15 protein-coding genes, 3 pseudogenes and 1 riboswitch are annotated in these 17,486 nt (G+C 35.2%); of the genes and pseudogenes, 7 read left to right on the top strand and 11 right to left on the bottom strand.

Features of this window, described 5'->3' with window-relative positions; all coding sequences use genetic code 11:
* Positions 1-21: 21 nt before the first annotated feature.
* Positions 22-205: pseudogene (locus tag MHH45_RS15515) on the top strand (hypothetical protein).
* Between the two features lie 12 nt (positions 206-217).
* Positions 218-2,020 (top strand): glutamine--fructose-6-phosphate transaminase (isomerizing), encoded by a 1,803-nt coding sequence (gene glmS, locus MHH45_RS15510; protein WP_016116971.1) that lies wholly within the window; start codon positions 218-220, stop codon positions 2,018-2,020.
* 475 nt (positions 2,021-2,495) lie between these two features.
* On the opposite strand, the gene MHH45_RS15505 is transcribed toward glmS, so the two are convergent.
* Complete coding sequence (locus MHH45_RS15505; protein ID WP_275856588.1) at positions 2,496-4,010, bottom strand: glucosaminidase domain-containing protein; 1,515 nt, start codon at positions 4,008-4,010, stop codon at positions 2,496-2,498.
* 776 nt (positions 4,011-4,786) lie between these two features.
* On the opposite strand from MHH45_RS15505, the gene MHH45_RS15500 reads away from it, so the two are divergent.
* On the top strand, positions 4,787-5,983 hold the full coding sequence (locus tag MHH45_RS15500) for a multidrug effflux MFS transporter (protein ID WP_016116974.1): 1,197 nt from the start codon (positions 4,787-4,789) through the stop codon (positions 5,981-5,983).
* 38 nt (positions 5,984-6,021) lie between these two features.
* Here MHH45_RS15500 and MHH45_RS15495 read toward each other — a convergent pair whose 3' ends face one another.
* Positions 6,022-6,468 carry a hypothetical protein gene (locus tag MHH45_RS15495; RefSeq protein WP_033671668.1) on the bottom strand — a complete coding sequence of 149 codons (447 nt, stop codon included), beginning with the start codon at positions 6,466-6,468 and terminating at the stop codon, positions 6,022-6,024.
* Positions 6,469-6,753: 285 nt separating this feature from the next.
* On the opposite strand from MHH45_RS15495, the gene MHH45_RS15490 reads away from it, so the two are divergent.
* On the top strand, positions 6,754-7,257 hold the full coding sequence (locus MHH45_RS15490; RefSeq protein WP_016116976.1) for a lipoprotein: 504 nt from the start codon (positions 6,754-6,756) through the stop codon (positions 7,255-7,257).
* A gap of 17 nt (positions 7,258-7,274) precedes the next feature.
* On the opposite strand, the gene MHH45_RS15485 is transcribed toward MHH45_RS15490, so the two are convergent.
* Positions 7,275-7,490, bottom strand: coding sequence for a DUF3951 domain-containing protein (locus MHH45_RS15485; RefSeq protein ID WP_016116977.1), 216 nt, complete (start codon positions 7,488-7,490; stop codon positions 7,275-7,277).
* Positions 7,491-7,611: 121 nt separating this feature from the next.
* Here MHH45_RS15485 and MHH45_RS15480 point away from each other — a divergent pair.
* A pseudogene (locus MHH45_RS15480) lies at positions 7,612-7,752 on the top strand (peptide-binding protein); the annotation flags it as partial.
* 35 nt (positions 7,753-7,787) lie between these two features.
* Here MHH45_RS15480 and MHH45_RS15475 read toward each other — a convergent pair.
* On the bottom strand, positions 7,788-8,255 hold the full coding sequence (locus MHH45_RS15475; protein ID WP_016116978.1) for a YusW family protein: 468 nt from the start codon (positions 8,253-8,255) through the stop codon (positions 7,788-7,790).
* Between the two features lie 378 nt (positions 8,256-8,633).
* Between MHH45_RS15475 and MHH45_RS15470 the strand changes: the two genes are divergently transcribed.
* A protein-coding gene (locus tag MHH45_RS15470; protein WP_340862129.1) for an IS3 family transposase occupies positions 8,634-9,967 on the top strand; the annotation gives its coding sequence in 2 pieces (ribosomal slippage) (positions 8,634-9,021 and positions 9,021-9,967; 1,335 coding nt in all).
* Positions 9,968-10,070: 103 nt separating this feature from the next.
* On the opposite strand, the pseudogene MHH45_RS15465 reads toward MHH45_RS15470, so the two are convergent.
* The 6 genes and pseudogenes from MHH45_RS15465 to modA all read right to left on the bottom strand — a co-directional run bounded on the left by MHH45_RS15465 (position 10,071) and on the right by modA (position 16,205).
* Positions 10,071-10,989, bottom strand: a pseudogene (locus tag MHH45_RS15465) (ABC transporter substrate-binding protein).
* Between the two features lie 143 nt (positions 10,990-11,132).
* Positions 11,133-11,237: riboswitch (SAM riboswitch) on the bottom strand.
* A 161-nt stretch (positions 11,238-11,398) separates the two neighbouring features.
* Positions 11,399-12,232, bottom strand: a complete 834-nt coding sequence (locus MHH45_RS15460; protein ID WP_016116981.1) for an aldo/keto reductase — start codon at positions 12,230-12,232, stop codon at positions 11,399-11,401.
* 1 nt (position 12,233) lies between these two features.
* Positions 12,234-13,037, bottom strand: coding sequence for a pyrroline-5-carboxylate reductase (gene proC / locus MHH45_RS15455; protein ID WP_016132206.1), 804 nt, complete (start codon positions 13,035-13,037; stop codon positions 12,234-12,236).
* 254 nt (positions 13,038-13,291) lie between these two features.
* The gene (locus tag MHH45_RS15450) at positions 13,292-14,143 is read right to left on the bottom strand and encodes a GRP family sugar transporter (RefSeq protein WP_016116983.1); all 852 of its coding nucleotides are present in this window, start codon (positions 14,141-14,143) and stop codon (positions 13,292-13,294) included.
* A gap of 572 nt (positions 14,144-14,715) precedes the next feature.
* A complete protein-coding gene (modB, locus tag MHH45_RS15445) occupies positions 14,716-15,393 on the bottom strand; it encodes a molybdate ABC transporter permease subunit (RefSeq protein WP_016116984.1) in 678 nt (225 codons plus the stop codon).
* 5 nt (positions 15,394-15,398) lie between these two features.
* Positions 15,399-16,205 (bottom strand): molybdate ABC transporter substrate-binding protein, encoded by an 807-nt coding sequence (modA, locus tag MHH45_RS15440; protein ID WP_016116985.1) that lies wholly within the window; start codon positions 16,203-16,205, stop codon positions 15,399-15,401.
* Positions 16,206-16,337: 132 nt separating this feature from the next.
* Here modA and MHH45_RS15435 point away from each other — a divergent pair, with 132 nt between their 5' ends.
* On the top strand, positions 16,338-17,285 hold the full coding sequence (locus MHH45_RS15435; RefSeq protein WP_033671675.1) for a substrate-binding domain-containing protein: 948 nt from the start codon (positions 16,338-16,340) through the stop codon (positions 17,283-17,285).
* Between the two features lie 63 nt (positions 17,286-17,348).
* On the opposite strand, the gene MHH45_RS15430 is transcribed toward MHH45_RS15435, so the two are convergent.
* Positions 17,349-17,453, bottom strand: coding sequence for a DUF3948 family protein (locus MHH45_RS15430; protein ID WP_016116987.1), 105 nt, complete (start codon positions 17,451-17,453; stop codon positions 17,349-17,351).
* Positions 17,454-17,486: the final 33 nt, after the last annotated feature.

Raw genomic sequence — 17,486 nt, 5'->3', positions numbered from 1 at the left:
ATGGACAAAGATAAAAGTGTGATGAGGGAAAAAGAACGGATGAATACTAGCTGTATAAGTATATACGGACTGAAACCCAATCGAGAGGAAGGTGAAAGCCGTTACAGACTTACAGGGCTAGCAATATGTAATCCGTTTTTTATATGTAAATAATGGGATCGGACTATGTCGTTACATGTTCGCAAAGCAATGTAAGTATTTGTAACGGCGACTAAACATGTGTGGAATTGTAGGATTTATTGGAGATCAAGATGCAAAAGAAATCTTATTAAAAGGCTTAGAAAAGCTAGAGTACCGTGGATATGATTCAGCGGGTATTGCAGTACAGGCAGAGAACGGTGTTGTTGTATACAAAGAAAAAGGCCGTATTGCAAAACTTCGTGAAGTCGTGGATGAAAATGTAGCTGCAAGCGTGGGAATCGGTCATACACGCTGGGCAACACATGGTGTTCCAAGTAAAGTAAATGCACATCCGCATCAAAGTACGTCAAAACGCTTTACACTAGTTCATAATGGTGTAATTGAAAACTATGAATTAGTGAAAAAAGAATATCTTCAAGATGTAACGTTTGTAAGTGAGACTGATACAGAAGTTATCGTACAGCTTATGGAACAGCAAGTAAGCACAGGGTTAAGTGTAGAAGATGCATTCCGTCAAACGTTATCCATTTTACATGGTTCTTATGCAATTGGCTTACTTGATGCTGAAAATCCAAACATGATTTATGTTGCTAAAAACAAAAGCCCGCTATTAGTAGGTGTTGGTGACAACTTTAATGTTGTTGCAAGCGATGCAATGGCAATGTTACAAGTTACAGATCAATTTATCGAGTTAATGGATAAAGAGATGGTGATCGTAACACAAGAAAGCATTACAATTAAAAACTTACAAGGTGAAACGATTGAGCGTGCACCGTTTACAGCGGAATTAGATGCAAGTGATATTGAAAAAGGAACATATCCTCATTTCATGTTAAAAGAAATTGATGAGCAACCACTTGTAATCCGTAATATCATTCAAAAGTATCAAAATGAAGATGGCGAAATTGAATTAGATGAAGACATTCGTAATGCAATTTTAGATAGCGATCGTATTTATATTATTGCATGTGGAACAAGTTACCATGCTGGTCTTGTTGGAAAGCAATTCATCGAGAAATTTGCGAAAATACCTGTAGAAGTACACGTAGCAAGTGAATTCTCTTACAATATGCCATTATTAACAGAAAGACCATTCTTCATTTACATTTCACAAAGTGGTGAAACGGCAGATAGTCGTGCAGTACTTGTACAAACAAATGAAATGGGTCATAAAGCATTAACAATTACAAACGTACCAGGTTCTACGCTTTCTCGTGAAGCTGACTATACACTGCCTCTATATGCAGGACCAGAAATCGCAGTCGCTTCTACGAAAGCTTACACAGCACAACTTGCAGTGCTTTCAATCTTAGCAGCTGACATTGCGAAAGCAAAAGGTGAAGTTCTTGATTTTGATTTAACACACGAACTAGGTCTTGTAGCTAACGCAATGGTAGTACTTTGTGATCAAAAAGAAGAAATGGATGCACTTGCAAAACAATTTTTAGCAACAACACGCAACTGCTTCTTCATTGGACGCAGCGTAGACTTCTTCGTAGGATTAGAAGGTGCGTTAAAGCTAAAAGAAATTTCTTACATCCAAGCAGAAGGATTTGCTGGCGGAGAATTAAAACACGGTACAATCGCGTTAATTGAACAAGGTACACCAGTTATCGCACTTGCTACGCAAGAGCACGTAAACCTTGGAATTCGCGGTAACGTAAAAGAAGTAGTAGCACGCGGAGCAAACCCATGTATCATCTCAATGAAAGGCTTAGAAATGGAAGGCGACAGCTTCGTACTACCAGCTGTACACGAAGCATTAGCACCGCTTGTAGCAGTTATTCCATTACAACTTATCTCATACTACGCAGCGCTTCACCGCGAGTGTGATGTTGATAAGCCACGTAACTTAGCTAAATCTGTTACTGTTGAGTAGGAGATTGGGAGGTTCATAATTTTATTGTCAGTTTGAAATAAAGTCCCGATGTTTTGAATAAAGTCGTGACGTTTTTAAAAAAGATGCGAAGCTTTACCCCTTTAGATACGATTATCTAAAGGGGTGTTTTTATGTCCAAAAGAAAAAGAACATCTGAATTAAAGAAGGTCGCGGCATAGGAACAGGTCGTTGGTAATACAGTCGTTTAAATGTAAATCATCATATTTAAAATTAACATTTTTCGCATCAAAACCAAAACGAGCACCTTATATTTCCTCTTTTTGGTTCCTAAAAAATACATTTTCCACTCTACTAGCCAAAAGGAATATCTCGGTGAGAGCATAACAACCAATAATTTTCGTACTAGGAAATATATCTATTGCAGGTACTATATCAAAAATCTGGCCTCTTTAAATGTACTCTTAGCTTTTATAAATACAGCCCTTTTAGTTTTCGTCTAAAAGGGCTGTGCTGTTTACATGTTTAATTTAGTTTTCAATATCCAGTATTTATTTCCGTTTATTGTAAATGAGAATTCGACCCATCCGTTGGGATCTTCGCGATGAACGAATACTGATGTGCCTAATGCTAATGTACCTTGGTTGTTTTCTGTAACGGACTGACTTTTAATTACTCCATCAAATGAATAGGGTACAACGTAATAGAAGGCAGCTAGTTTAGCAGTTGCTTTCGTTCCCTGTGGATATGTTTTATATGGGATATTACTTGAGAGTGCGTCAACATTTAAGGTATTTGGGTTTTTAGGTAATTTTTTTGCATATAAATAATCTTGCTTTTGGAAGGGTTTAATACGCTCCATAATTTTTGCGATTTTGGTAGACCATTCTTGATCTGTTGAATACATAACATTCATACCTTGCAATGTTGGGCCATAGTAATATGATCCATTTTCCTCTAAATATTTATCTCTTACATAATTGGCATTATAGGAAATGCTATCACCGAAAGTTGGTAAATATTTTGCATATTTAAACGGATCCTGATCATAAGCGCGCAAACCAAATAGATTATGTTTGCGATATGCGATTTCAGATTTACCATATCCGGATTCTAAAATAGCATGTGCCGCTAAAGAAAGTGCGTTAACACCATACTGAGCTTGAGCTGCAACAAAGTCGTTTCCATGTCCAATTAATGGGCTATCTGGTTGGTACTTTTTAATGTCAGCATCAATTTCTTTACCAGTAACATTTGAAGCATATGTTAAATCAAGGTTTATATATGACGTAGCAGTAATATTATTTTCAGGAATCCAAGTACCGCTGTTATTGAAATAATACGTTGTTCCGTCAATAGAAGCGAATCCAGTTTGCATAACACCATTTAGCTGTAAATAGTACCATGTACTCCCTTCTTGTAGCCAACCCGTTTTCATCGTCCCATTTGAATTTATGTAGTACCACTGGTTACCGTCGAGAAGCCATCCTGTTTTCATGGTACCATTAGAGTTTAGATAATACCAAGCTCCATTATTAAAGAGCCACCCTGTTTTCATAGCGCCATTAGAGTTTAGGTAATACCAAGCTCCGTTATCAAAAAGCCACCCTGTTTTCATGGCGCCATTAGAGTTTAAGTAATACCAAGCTCCGTTATCAAAAAGCCACCCTGTTTTCATAGCGCCATTAGAGTTTAGGTAATACCAAGCTCCGTTATCAAAAAGCCACCCTGTTTTCATAGCGCCATTAGAGTTTAGGTAATACCAAGCTCCGTTATCAAAAAGCCACCCTGTTTTCATGGCGCCACTAGTGTTTAAATAATACCAAGCCCCGCTATCAAAAAGCCATCCTGTTTGCATGACTCCGCTTGAATTTAAGAAATACCAATTATTATTGTTTTGTAACCATCCTTTTTTTACAGTTTCATTTGTTTTAATTGCTGTATTGTAAGTTGATACAGTTTCAGCCATCCCTTTTATAGGAATAAAAAGTATGCTTGATGCTAAGATAATTGATGCAGTTTTTTTAAACATTTTTTAATAATACTCCTTTTAGTAGTTTGTTAGTTTCATATTAACCAAAGTACTATTGTAACAAGGGAAGAGGAAAAAACAAACAAGTATCATAAAAGTCTAATAAATTACTGTTAAAATAATTTTATATGAGTAGTTTCATATAATTGTTAGTAAAGTGGAATGTAAATAGAAGTGAAAAGGAACAGTGATTGAGTGACGAGCATAGAACTAAAAAAAGTTGACCTATACAGTCAACTTTTTATTTTGAGGGTGTTGTAAAATTCATACATATTCAAAAATAGATGCATAAAAAAATTCGTTTTCTTGGAAAAATGATACTATCAAACTATCCGAAGAAAGGACGAATTTGCTAGTATAATAACCAATTTTGATATTGAAAGTAACTGTTATGTACTTATTACTGTCCTAGTGGAAGAAATCGAAGTATTGAAATCATTAGCCTTTGGAGCAGGGTTATTAAATCATGTATTAAAAATATTGAGGTGGAGTTCATCTGAGATACTATAATATGATGAAGGGCTTCTAAATCTAGTATTGGGAATCTGAATGAAGTTACATATCATAGATAGAGAAGATCCGTCTCCGTCGAATGTGAGTATTCAGTTGAGGATTTTTTCATTTCGTTACAAAGGAAAGTACGATATACTTGACGTATCTTTAGAGGTGTAACTATAATTGTTACGATTCGGATTTTATAATGGAAAGGGTGAATGATGTAAGTGAATGAAAGTAATCACGATGTATATAAACCTGTAAGAGTAAACAGGTTATGGATGATTCTTGTATTAGGAACACTCACAGCAATTGGGCCATTGTCCATTGATATGTACTTGCCCTCGTTACCAAAATTAACGGATGATTTACAAACGAATGCTTCTCTTGCTCAGCTTACTTTAACAGCTTGCTTACTAGGGCTTTCGGTTGGACAATTATTTGTTGGTTCAATTAGTGATATTTATGGACGGCGCAAACCGCTTATTATTGCTCTTATTATCTATGTTGCATCTTCTTTATTGTGTGCCGTTGCACCATCTATTTGGAGTTTAGTTCTTTTACGTTTCTTACAAGGGGCTTCAGGCTCAGCAGGTATTGTTATATCACGTGCTATGGTACGTGATATGTACTCAGGTTCGGAGATGACAAAGTTTTTCTCACTGCTTATGTTAGTAAACGGAGCAGCGCCTATTTTGGCTCCAATTATTGGGGGACAATTGTTACAGTTTACATCATGGCGCGGGGTCTTTATCGTTCTTGGAGTGATAAGTGTATTTATGTTAGTATCCGCTATTTTTGTATTGCGTGAGACATTGCCTCTTGAGGAGAGAGAAACAGGTGGTTTAGCAGGAACATTAGCGACATATGGGAATTTGCTGAAAGATCGCTTATTTATGGGGTATGCTTTGTCGCAGGGCTTAGTGTCAGCAGCGATGTTTGCTTATATTTCGGGCTCTCCGTTTGTGTTGCAAAATATATACGGGGCATCACCGCAAGCATTTAGTTTATTCTTTGCGATTAATGGTATTGGGATTATTATTGCTAGCCAAATTACTGGACGTTTAGCGGGGAAAGTAAATGAGACAACATTATTTGTAATGGGCGTTGGAATTGCAGCTGTTGGTGGTCTTTCTTTACTTCTTATGATTGTACTAGGAGCAGGGTTGATTGGTGTTTTATGTTCGTTATTTCTTGTTGTATCAAGTGTTGGGGTTGTATCGACAACAGGTTTTTCACTAGCAATGAGAAATCAAAAACAAGCTGCAGGAACAGCATCAGCTTTACTTGGTCTACTACAGTTCATTTCTGGAGCACTTGTTGCGCCTTTAGTTGGGATTGGAGGTAGTAACACAGCACTTCCTATGGGAATTGTGATTGCCCTATGTGAAGTGGGAGCGGTTTTATGTTACATCTTTATGGCAAAGCGCAGTGAAAGACAGTTTGTACTTCGGGAAAAGCAGGATATAGAGGCATAAGAATACTAAAAAAGAGCTAATTCAAAGTATATTTTGAATTAGCTCTTTTTGTTATTTTTTTGGAGCAGCTCATACATATTATTCATGATTACATCGTATAAAATAGCTAATTTATCCCAAACCCATCGATTTGAATCAACCTCTTTTTCACCGCAGTCAATAATATCTGTATGGTCCGTAATTCTATAAGCTCTTTCTACGATTATCGGAGCAATTTTTGGTATACGAGGAATAGCTTTTAAAATATCTGCAAAGTTTCCGATATAGACATGCCCGATGATTTCAATTGTTAGTGATTCATCAGATATGTTTAGGGCGGTGTTGTATTTGTCTGTATGCACTTGTTTTAAGTAACGGGCAAGTCTAAGTGGGGCGGTTTTCTTCTTTAATACGCGGCGAAGACTTTCTGTATTTTTGATATGGAGTGATCTTTTACGAATAAGAACGGAAAGTTCTTCTTCCATAAACATCATTTTGTTGTACATATATATTGTTGGTCTCCTTTTTTCTAAATAAATGGATAATGCAACCTTAGGTAGGAATGTTTTATTCATATGTAAGTCTAGCATGCTATGTTCCAGATGTGTGCTTACAGTTTTGTAAGGTGCAGAAGAAGAGCTGTGAAGATTCTGGGCGTATAAAGTGACGATACTGTGACAAAAATGGTGATATGTGTATAAAAGTACGGTCATAAGTGTAAAGTTTGAATGGTTCTCGTTATAATAGCAAGTGGAGATAAGTAGTAGATGTAGACAAAAGGAGAGTAAGAGATGAAGAAAGTGTGGAGTATTGTCTTGCTTGGAGGAATGCTTCTTTTAGCAGGGTGTAATGGAAATAAGGATACAAAAGAACCGAAAGAAAAAGTAGAACAATCGGCAGAGCAGAAAGAAGATATGAGAGTATATCGTGATGTGCATAATAAGTATGATGAGAAAATGAACAAAGAGTTAAATGAAGCGGTAAAATTATGGGAAGAAGCGAAGGAAAAAGGGGGGAAGGCACTAGTATATCCTAAGTTTAAAGAAGATGTACAAAAAGTAACCACGAGTATGTTAACGGATATCGATCATATACGCAAAGAAATTCGTGTACCGAAGTCAAAAGAGCAAGAACATGAGCTATATGTTGGCTTCTTAAATGAGACAGAACAAGCAATGAAAAAGTTAGAGAAATTAGCGAAAGATGAAGATTCGGCGTTAATTCGTGATATAGAAGTTCATTTTTCAACAGCTTCAACGTACTATAAACGCTTTCAAAAAGAAGCACAAAAATAACCTTGCAATGCGCAAGGTTATTTTTTCTTTTTCCCGTCCCCATCTTCATCTTCAGCTACTAAGACTTTTTGCCCTTCATGAAATTCTGAAATTGTTTGCCCAGTAATGTTATCGAATGGAGTATAAAAGGAAGTTATATTTTTCTTTTTTATAAACAATTTATAGAAGCCTATGATAACTAATATTACGATTGTTAATGGTAATCCTATAACTGCCATAAGTAATGGATCCATCGTAGCTCTCCTTTCTACATAGAGAGGATTTTATTTGTCCTTTACCTTAGTGTAAAACAAAAAAAGGAATTATTTCAAATATAATCTAACTGCTGCAAAAGCGTTGTTAGAAGAAGGTATGAAAGAAGAAGATACTATGTTTACAGAATATCCTTTAATTCCGATTATGTTCCCGACAGATTCTTATTTGCAAAAATTATCTGTATCTGGTTTAGAATATATGATTGGTTCTGAGCCAAGCTTACGACATGCGAAAAAGTAAGCAAAAAATAAAGAAGTAGGCATTTGCCTACTTCTTTATTTTACTTCCTTCTTATACTCTTTCTTCGTTCCATCTGAGAACACAACTTCTAAGTCGAATTTTTGGTAGTCTTTATCAAGTTGGAATACGTCTACCGCTTGATCAATTACTTCTTGATCAGGTGTATTTTTATCAAATGTTAACTTTTGTAGAAGTGGACTTAGTTTGGCAATAGCTTTGTCACTCGTTAGTTTTACATCTGTCTTATGATCCTCAATCTTTCCTTCCATCTTTTTGTCTGCACCTTTATTTTTGTACTCCGCTTCATAATCTTTTTTCGTATCTTGGTAGTCTGCATTTAAGTGAAATTCGTTAAAGTTAAGTTTTAAGTCTTGAGGTGCTTCATTTTTAGCTTCGTCCGTTGTTTTCTTATCAGAAGTTGGAGTTTCCTTTTTTGGTGCAGTACAACCTGTTAGCGCAGGTACTAGCATAAGTGCTAATAAAACTGAAAGTAAAATTCTCATAATATATTCCTCCTTAGTGTATCGTTCCTTCCATACAAGTTTTTCCCAATTTCATGTAATTATGTATGTGCTCGAAATAAATTATTTCCCGCAACGTACACTGCAAATGGTTATTATACAATAATATTTGGTGGTGGAAATTTAAAAGAAAATATTATCTCTCTATTATTTATAATTGTTATTACACAAATTTTAGCTTTAATCGCTGTAGGGATATTATCTGTATTAAAGGGAAAGAGACATTTAGTAAAAGAAGCATAAAGAAAAAGGGCATCCTTTTGTAAAATGTACCCTATAGAATAGACACTTAAAAAAAGTCTATTCTATAGGGTATTTCTTGTATAATAGGAGAAAAATTAGAATCGGAGAAATTTCACAATGACGAAAAAGCTATTTACAGAAAAAGAGGTTCAAACGCTATCAAAGAATCCATACGTAAAATCTATGAGTGAGAAAGGAATTACTTATACAGACGACTTTAAGCGCATATTTATTGAAGAAAATAGAAAAGGAAAGTTACCACGAGACATTTTTGAAAAATATGGTTTTGATATAGATATGATCGGAATGAAGCGTGTTACGTCGTCAAGAGATAGATGGTGTGCCGCTTATAGAAAAAATGGTGTATTAGGATTACGTGATACACGTAAAGAAAACCTAGGGAGATCTTTAGAGAGAGAACTTACTTTAGAGGAAAAGTATGCGCGTTTAGAAGCTGAACGGAACTTACTAAAAGCTGAAAATGAGCTGTTAAAAAAGATCAAACTTATGGAAGGGAGGATGAAAAGGAAATAACGTTACTACCTAGTAAAAAATATATCTTGATTCGTTCTGTTATCGTAAAATATAACCTAAGAAATATGGTGAGTCACTTATGTAAGATAGCTGGCGTTTCACGTTCTGGATATTATAACTATTTCTCTTTGAAAGCTAGAGAACAACGAAAACAAATGGATAAAAAAGACGAGAAAGTGAAGAGAATCATATTAAAAGCTTTTCATTTTAAAGGACGTCAAAAAGGAGCCCGTCAAATAAAAATGACATTGGAGGGGCAATTTCATATTGTTTACAATTTGAAGCGTATACGAAGAATTATGAAAAAATACAAGATTGTTTGCCAGATTCGGAAAGCGAATCCTTATAAAAAAATGATGAAAGCGACGCAAGAACATAGAGTGGTCCCAAACTTATTAAAGCGAGAATTCAAACAAAACATCCCGGGAAAAGTATTACTTACCGATATCACTTATTTATTTTACGGAAAAGGAAAGAAAGCGTATTTATCGACTATTAAGGATGGATCAACCAATGAAATTTTGGCTTACCACGTTTCTAGTCGAATTACGTTAGATTTAGCCATAGATACACTTGTAAAGCTAAAGAAGAATAGAAAGGTAAAGTTAGCCGAAGGAGCATTTATTCATTCTGATCAAGGCTCTCACTATACAAGTCCTATTTATCAAAAGTTGGTCAAGAAATATAGATTAGGACAATCCATGTCAAGAAGAGGAAACTGTTGGGATAACGCCCCACAAGAATCATTTTTTGGTCATTTTAAAGATGAAGCATATATAAAACCTTGTGAGTCTTTTGCACAATTAAAAAATGAAATTAAGAACTACATGACGTATTACAATCATTATAGATATCAATGGAATTTAAAAAAGATGACTCCTGTTGAATACAGAAATCATCTTTTTGATGTTGCATAACTTTTTTTAAAAATGTCCTTTACAAAGGGTACAGATTATTGGAGGATGCCCTTTTTCTCTTGTAATCGAAGCTTTCGTTAAAATTAACTTCTATAAGGCGAGATTAATTCTCAACCTTTGCCCATTTGAAGTTAAGTGGTCCTGCAAAATCAACTTCAACTATTCCTTTTACATAAGAACGTTCTAAGTATGTTGTTCCATTTTGATAGAGAGGAGAGATAACAGCATCTTTAAATAAGATTTTTTCTGCCTGTTTTAAAGCTTCCCAGCGTGCTTTTTCATCACCAGCTAAGTCAGTTTTTACTTTTTGGATCAAATCATCAAATTCTTTATTAGAATAGTGATCTAAGTTGTATGAGTTATCAGTTGTAAATAATTCTAAGAATGTAATTGGGTCAGCAAAATCGGGGCTCCAGCCATCAACAGCAATATCATAATTTCCTTGTAGCAATAATGTGACTTGTTGTTTACGTGGTTGAGGCTTCAAGTTAATTGTTAAGCCTTCTAGATTTTTCTCTAGTTGTTCTTTTAAATATTCACCAGTTTTTTTCGGAAGGTCATTATCGCTTGTTAATAATTCAATTGAAATTTTATCAGAACCTAATTCTTGTTTTGCTTGCTTCCAGAATTTTTGAGCATCTTTTGTATTTTCTTTCGTTAAATTGCCATTCTCCTCACGAAAATCTTTTCCATTTGGAATCACGTAAATGGAATGTATATTTTGTTTTATCGGGACTCACTTCATGAGACTTTGCAACACCAGGCACAGGTTTGTTTCCTTCACCAAGGTTATATAGACCTTCAAATACGTTTCTCATTACTTGGCCAGAGTCAGTATCTGTAGCGCGTGCAGTATCCATTGTGCGGATTTCTGTACCAGCAGCTAAGTTCAATACTTGTTTATCAGGTGCTTTATCTTTTGCTTTTGCTCCGCTTACATCGTCTTTATAGCTACCGCATCCTGTTAATAAAATACTTGCTCCTAAAACAGATGCGACAGCAGGTACAAATTTCTTTTTCATGTGAAATTCCTCCCTAAATTGTTTGGGTATTAAAAAAATAGTTAATGAACAACTTTGAGGGAAAGAAAAAATCCCTCTTTTCTTATCGAGAAAGAGGGATTTTTGTTTACAAGGCATGTACCTGTATATAAACGAAGTCCCTCATTCTATCTTTCAAGCATAATGCTTGCAGGAAGTGGCACAGTATTCAAAGTGAACCTGTTGCCGAGGTTTCAAAGGGCCAGTCCCTCCACCTCTCTTGATACAATGAGTAAACATAGTAATTTATATTAATTTTTTTGTTTCTTTGATTATTCAAAATCTTACACCTTGATAAAAGAACTGTCAATCAAACGCAATATAGTTGTAACATTCAGTTTTTTTGTTGACGTAGAAAGAACACTGTGCAATTACACAGTGTTCTTTCTTTTTAAAAATCAAAATTATCAGGGTCTGGACCAACGCGGTGATCTTCATTTAATGCTTGAATTGCTTTCATGTCTTCAGCACTTAAGTTAAAATCAAAGATGTTTGCATTTTCAATAATACGGTGTTCTTTAATTGACTTAGGAATAGTTACAACTTCGTTTTGCAGATCCCAGCGCAAAATGATTTGTGCTGTGGATTTGTTATATTTTGTAGCAATTTCCTGTAATGCTGGGTGTTCAAGTAGTTGACCTTGCATTAATGGTGACCAAGCTTCAAGTTGAATGCTATGTTCTTTACAAAAAGTATGAAGTTCTTCTTGTGTTAAGCGTGGATGGTACTCAACTTGGTTAATCATAGGCTTAATTTCGGCAATTTCTAATACATCTTGTAGATGATGGATATGGAAATTACTCACACCAATCGCACGAACGCGTCCATCTTTATAGAGTTGCTCTAATGCTTTCCATGTTTCAGTATATTTTCCTTTTACAGGCCAATGCACTAAGTATAAATCTAAGTATTTCAATCCTAATTTTTGTAATGTTGTTTCGAACGCTTGTAATGTTGACTCATAACCTTGATCGCTATTCCATACTTTTGATGTGATAAATAATTCTTCACGAGGAACTCCGCATTCACGAATTGCTTCTCCAACACCTTCTTCATTTTTGTATACTGCAGCTGTATCGATGCTACGGTATCCGTTTTTAATGGCTGCTTTTACAGAATCTATTACTTCTGTACCATCTTCAACTTTAAAAACACCTAAGCCAAACCAAGGCATTTTTACACCGTTATGTAATGTTGTGCAATCTTGTAAGCATGTTAATGTCATCTTAATTCCCCCTAGCTTTTTTATTTGTTGCTTCAATTGCTTGATAAATAACCTTCGAAAAATTATTCTCATATAGAACTTTTAAACCTTCGGCAGTTGAACCACCTGGTGTTGTCACTTGTTCTCGAAGTATAGCGGGATTTTGTTCTTGCTCGAGCATAGCAGCAGAGCCAGCAATCATTTGAATGACAAGATGTTTTGCTGTTGCTTCATCGATTCCATAGCTTTTCGTTGCTTCAATTAAGCCTTCAGCAAAGTGATAAAGAAAGGCAGGTGCACTTCCAGTTACAGCGGTAAGCTGATGAACTTCTTCTTCTGTGCAAAACTGCGCTGTGCCAATTCCCTTTAAGAGTAGTTGTAAAGTTTCTTGCTGCTCTTCATTTACAAAATGCCCCATTGTATATAGAGAAATAGACTTTCCAATTGTTGCAGCTGTATTTGGCATAATCCAGGCAACGGGTGTACCTTGGGGAAGTTTTTCTTCTAAATAAGATGGACCAATTCCGGCAGCAACTGTCACGATAAATTGATGAGTTAGAAAAGGCGATAACTCCGCCAATAATTGTTCATGTGCAGCTGGTGGCATTGCTAAAACAATGGTATCCACATTTTTAATGTATTGCTTCCAATCATTTGTAATTGAGATGTCATATTTTTTCTCTAGTTGCTCAAGCTTCTCTATGTTACTTCGATTGGATACAATAATTTCTTCTATATGTTCGTTACTTGTTTTGAGAAGTCCGGCAAAGATTGCTTCTGCCATACGGCCAGCACCAATAAATAAAATTCTATGTTTCTTGGGCATATATCCTTTATTCCTTTCTGCCTAGAATATGGTATAAAAAACGATAACATCTTTAAGAGATCTTTGTAAAAAGAAAAGACTTATACAAATATGTTATAGAGGTTAATATACGCCATATTAACTTTTATAGTAGTATAGTTATTGATGAGTTTGGTAAGAATGGCATTAAAGTTTAAAGAATAGATAGTGTAGAGGGAAATAGGATTAGTGAATAGAAAACCCCCTGAAGCATACATGCTTCAGGGGGTGTGTGATTACGATTTTGTCATACCAAGTAAAACAGCACCACCGATAATTAATATACTACCTAGTGCAATAAATACCATTTGACGTTTCGTTTTCTTTTCACCTAAAAAGACGATCGCACCAAATGTTGAGATAACGATTCCAGTTTGGGATAGTGGGAAACTTGTTGCCACTCCAACCTTTGGTAAAGAAAGAAGTAAGAATAAGTTACCTGTTCCCCAAAGTAGACCAGATAAAGCATTACGAATTGCATATTTGTTAAATGGTTTATGTTTAGATGTCAGTACAACAGCACCAACGAACATACCGACTGCTTGTGGTAAAATAGCAGACCAACCATCGATATTGTACCAACGAATAATAATTACATATACAAGGTAGCCGAAAGTAGAAACAATTAAAGTGAAAAGCCCTTTCTTCAATTGTCCTGGAGGCTGAGTATTTTCTTTATCATCTAGTGAAGTGAAGACAACACCGACTACAATTAAAAGGATTGCAATCGTTCCCATAATAATCGTCGTAGTAGTAGTCCACTCATGGAAAGCGATAACGCCAAAGATAGAAGTCGTAACAAGTTGCATCCCAGTTGAAATTGTTACAGTTGTTGAAACACCTAGTTTTTCAACAGTTTTTAATTGGTTTGCCTGTCCTAAAGCCCAGAATAAACCTGAAATAAAACCGACGATTAAGATTGTCATAGTTAAAGCCGGTTGAGTAAATACATACATAATTGTTGCGAAGAATAAAGCACCGATTGTCATACCTAACGTTTGACTATATGCACCGCCGCCCATTTTTACGCTTACTAATAAGACATTTCCCCATGCAATTGCAGGAAGAAGCGCTAATAAAATGTCCATTACAAGACTCCCTTCACTTTTCTATATCAATATAATTTCGTTTTAACGATCGGTAATTTCCCACTTAGAAAGTGGAAGATTACCGATCATTAAAACATGATGAAGAATTTACGATATAAATGCGGTTTCATTTCTTCATTTTTTTCAAATACCTAAATATAATAACAGGAAAGTACCTATTTTAGAAAGTAAATTCAAACAGAATGTATATTTCTATAAAAATTAAAATTCTGTTATTTGACTCGCTATTTAAGAACAGTAAGACCTTATCTCAAAAATCAGTAAAATTTGGTCGAATTTTTATTTTATCAAAATAAAAAAAGACCTCAATTAGAGGTCTTTTTTAAGGGGGGGAAATAAAGTTACTTAGCTTTTTTAACTAATGGGAAGAGGGGGGGACAATCTAATTCCCATCTGCTTTACTTTATGACTTAATTATATGAAATACAGGTAATAGTAACTATCGAATTAGCTTACAGTAAGATTACAAATTTGTAAGGTGAAAATAAAGTATTTCATTCTACAAAATAATTTATTTTTCGGGAAATAAAAAAGCAGCTTTTTGTCGAAAGCTACTTTAAAGAAGTAATTTTTTTATTAATTAGTTGAATGCATAGTAAGAAAATGAGGGACATACCAACAGTTATGATAACTAGTGTCCAAGCAAGCTGCATGTTACTTGCATCAATTGCCATATAAATGGCTGTAGGAATCGTTTGTGTTTTTCCTGGAATGTTTCCGGCAAACATAAGAGTTGCTCCAAATTCACCAAGTGCACGTACAAAGCTTAAGATCATTCCGCTAAGTAGTGCGGGGAATGCAAGCGGCAATGTGACATGTAAGAAGACTTGGTATTCACTGGCCCCAAGATCACGGGCACCGTCTTCAATTTGCTCGTTTGCAATAGAAAAACCTGTCTTGGCCGATTGATACATAAGTGGGAATGAAACGATTGTTGAAGCGATGACAGCCGCCCATGATGTAAACATAATAGAGTGTTGAAATAATGATTCAATCCACTTACCAACTGGGCTGTTATTCCCAAAAATAATAATGAGAAAGAACCCAATAACAGTTGGCGGGAGCACCATCGGTAATAGAAAAATGGTTTCTAATAACACTTTATAGCGCCACGAGGAGCGAGCTAATACTCGTCCAATAATTGTGCCGAAAATCATAACAATAATGGTGGCGAGTGCAGCTACTCGTAAGGAAAGAAAAATAGGCGGCCAAAGTGTATCAAATGCCATGGTAGTTAAGATAGAATTGTAAATCCATATTTTTTAAAGATAGATTGTGCCTCTTTTGACTGTAAATATTCATAGAATGAAGTCGCCTCTTTCTTATGCTTGGATTCTTTTATAACCCCTGCTGGATAGTGGATAGGTTCATGAGAATTAGTTGGTGCTGCATTTGCAATTTTTACTTTGTCTGAAATGAGAGCATCTGTTTTGTATACAATTCCAGCATCTACATTTCCTGTTTCTACATATGTTAACACTTGACGGACGTCTTTTGTAAATACAATTTTATTTTGGAGGTCATTCCATAGATTTTCATGCGTAAGTGAAGCCTTTGCATATTTTCCGGCTGGTACAGATTCAGGTGTACCAATTGCTAGTTTCTTCACTTTTTCTTCTTTTAACTCTTGAAATGTTTTAATGGGACTTTCCTTTGGAACGACTAAAACAAGTTCATTTCCAAGAAGATTTTTCCCCTCTTTTTCATTAATAAATCCTTTTTTTACAAGTGTTTGAAATTTATCTTCTGCTGCAGAGAAGAATATATCAGCAGGAGCCCCTTGTTCAATTTGCTGCTGAAGTGCACCAGAACCACCAAAGTTAAAGGAAAGCTTTATGTTTGGTTCTTTCTGTTTATATTGTTTTTCAATTTCTTTGAAAGCATCTTGTAAACTTGCAGCTGCAGATATCGTAAGTTCAACTGTCTTTTCTTCTTTAGCAGTCGTTTTTTCTTTTTTTTCTCCACTTGTGCAAGCCGAGCTAAATATAAGAAGGAAAGAAAGCATGAATACCCCAATGTACCGTAATGTAAATCTGTTCATAAATATAATCCCCTTTCTTTTCACTATATTAATTATAACTAATTATATTTAATTATAAATAGATATAACTAAATATAGTGTGAAATAAATCACTTTTTGAAAAAATAGGAGAAATTTTCTTTCTTTGTTACAATGAAAAGAGAAAGTGAGGAATCGTCTATGGATCATCATTCCTACACAACGGAAGAAGTAGCAAATCGATTAAAAGTCTCAAAGTTAACAGTGTATGATTTAATTAAAAAGGGTGAACTACCTTCCTACAGAGTTGGTAGACAAATGCGTATCGATGCAGTGGACTTAGAACAATATATTCAGCAAATGAAAACAGGGAAAGTACAAACTGCGTCTATGAAACTAGAGGAGAAGAATAGAGAATCTTCCTGTGTAATTAGTGGACAAGAGTTAACATTAGATATGCTAGCGAAACATCTTGAAAGATTTTTAACAGGCTCTAGTATGCTCCGGGCTTATCAGGGGAGTTTAATGAGTTTAATTAAAATGTCTCAAGGAGAAGGAAGTATCGTTAGTTTACATTTGTTTGATGGAGATACAGGAGAATATAACATTCCATATGTAAAACGAATTTTAGTTGGACAGCCATGTATTGTGATGAACTTATTAGCGAGAAATGTTGGGTTTTATGTCCAAGAAGGAAATCCAAAAGGAATACAAAAGTGGGCTGACTTGAGTCGTTCATCGATTCAATTTGTGAATCGTGAAAAAGGATCGGGAATTCGTGTACTAGTAGATGAACAGGTGAGAATTCAAAATGTAGATAAAGCAAATATTCGAGGATATAATTGGGAAGAGTCTAATCATCTTGGTGTTGCCTCTCAAATTGCTAATAGGAAAGCTGATGTCGGCATAGGAACAGAAAAGGTAGCACAAATTGTGAATGTAGATTTTATTCCACTTATGAAAGAACAATATGACTTAGTAATCTTAAAAAATAAAGAAAATGAACAACTTATTGAAGCAGTAAAAGAAATACTGCAATCGACAGAATTTCAAAATGAGCTACGAGCAATTGGTGGGTACGATATAAGTAAAACAGGTCAAATTATATATGAAACAAATTGAAAAAGCTGCTTGTCTATGGACGAGCAGCTTTTTCTCTATATAAAGGGGTTAGGGGAAACAAGTTTATAGGACAAGACCTTGAGCAAGTGCGTAAATAAATGCTGTAAGAAGAGCTGCACCGCTTGCAAGTCCGATAAAGTCTAATTTGTTAAAAGTAATGTTGTTCATAGTTATCTCTCCTTATTTGTTTAATGTAGTAGC

The sequence above is a fragment of the Bacillus sp. FSL K6-0042 genome (genome assembly GCF_038006685.1).
Classification (GTDB): domain Bacteria; phylum Bacillota; class Bacilli; order Bacillales; family Bacillaceae_G; genus Bacillus_A; species Bacillus_A pseudomycoides.
The sequence above is the reverse complement of the archived record's forward strand: the minus strand, read 5'-3'. Positions and strand labels throughout refer to the sequence as shown.